The following is a 1,759-nucleotide window of genomic DNA, read 5'->3' as shown; positions in this document are numbered from 1 at the left end:
GGGTGATGGGTGGTTGGTCGTTGTTTGAGAACTGCACAGTGGACGCGAGCATCTGTGGCCAAGTTTTTAAGGGCGCACGGTGGATGCCTTGGCACCAGGAACCGATGAAGGACGTGGGAGGCCACGATAGTCCCCGGGGAGCCGTCAACCAGGCTTTGATCCGGGGGTTTCCGAATGGGGAAACCCGGCAGTCGTCATGGGCTGTCACCCATACCTGAACACATAGGGTATGTGGAGGGAACGCGGGGAAGTGAAACATCTCAGTACCCGCAGGAAGAGAAAACAACCGTGATTCCGGGAGTAGTGGCGAGCGAAACTGGATGAGGCTAAACCTACGACGTGTGAGACCCGGCAGGGGTTGCGTCGTGGGGGTTGTGGGATTTCTCTTTTACGGTCTGCCGGCCGTGAGACGAGTCAGAAACCGTTGATGTAGGCGAAGGACATGCGAAAGGTCCGGCGTAGAGGGTAAGACCCCCGTAGTCGAAACGTCAACGGCTCGTTTGAGAAACACCCAAGTAGCACGGGGCCCGAGAAATCCCGTGTGAATCTGGCGGGACCACCCGCTAAGCCTAAATATTCCCTGGTGACCGATAGCGGATAGTACCGTGAGGGAATGGTGAAAAGTACCGCGGGAGCGGAGTGAAATAGTACCTGAAACCGTGTGCCTACAAGCCGTGGGAGCGTCGCTGTATGTGCTTGCACATGCAGTCGTGACTGCGTGCCTTTTGAAGAATGAGCCTGCGAGTTTGCGGTGTGTTGCGAGGTTAACCCGTGTGGGGAAGCCGTAGCGAAAGCGAGTCCGAATAGGGCGATTCAGTAGCGCGCTCAAGACCCGAAGCGGAGTGATCTAGCCATGGGCAGGTTGAAGCGGAGGTAAGACTTCGTGGAGGACCGAACCCACCAGGGTTGAAAACCTGGGGGATGACCTGTGGTTAGGGGTGAAAGGCCAATCAAACTCCGTGATAGCTGGTTCTCCCCGAAATGCATTTAGGTGCAGCGTCGTGTGTTTCTTGCCGGAGGTAGAGCACTGGATAGGCGATGGGCCCTACCGGGTTACTGACCTTAGCCAAACTCCGAATGCCGGTAAGTGAGAGCACGGCAGTGAGACTGTGGGGGATAAGCTCCATGGTCGAGAGGGAAACAGCCCAGAGCATCGACTAAGGCCCCTAAGCGTACGCTAAGTGGGAAAGGATGTGGAGTCGCACAGACAACCAGGAGGTTGGCTTAGAAGCAGCCACCCTTGAAAGAGTGCGTAATAGCTCACTGGTCTAGTGATTCCGCGCCGACAATGTAGCGGGGCTCAAGCGTACCGCCGAAGTCGTGTCATTCCAGCAATAGGGCCAACGCCCGTTGGGATGGGTAGGGGAGCGTCGTGTGCCGGGTGAAGCCGCAGCGGAAGCTAGTGGTGGACGGTTCACGAGTGAGAATGCAGGCATGAGTAGCGATACACACGTGAGAAACGTGTGCGCCGATTGACTAAGGGTTCCTGGGTCAAGCTGATCTGCCCAGGGTAAGTCGGGACCTAAGGCGAGGCCGACAGGCGTAGTCGATGGATAACCGGTTGATATTCCGGTACCCGCTGTGAAGCGTCAAACATCGAACCAGGCGATGCTAAGTCCGTGAAGCCGTTCCGGACCCTTCGGGGAAAGGAAAGTGGTGGAGCCGACGGTCCAGACCTGTAGTAGGTGAGTGATGGGGTGACGCAGGAAGGTAGTCCATCCCGGGCGGTGGTTGTCCCGGGGTAAGGGTGTAGGAACGT

At 57.2% G+C, this 1,759-nt stretch carries 1 rRNA gene (running past one end of the window); it reads left to right on the top strand.

Annotated elements, in window-relative coordinates:
• Positions 1-56 precede the first annotated feature (56 nt).
• A 23S ribosomal RNA gene (locus tag ACFYP4_RS34000) occupies positions 57-1,759 on the top strand; it runs 1,487 nt beyond the window's last position.

It is taken from the genome of Streptomyces sp. NPDC005551 (assembly GCF_042871785.1).
Taxonomy (GTDB): Bacteria; Actinomycetota; Actinomycetes; order Streptomycetales; family Streptomycetaceae; genus Streptomyces.
This window is presented reverse-complemented; position numbering and strand designations above follow the sequence as displayed.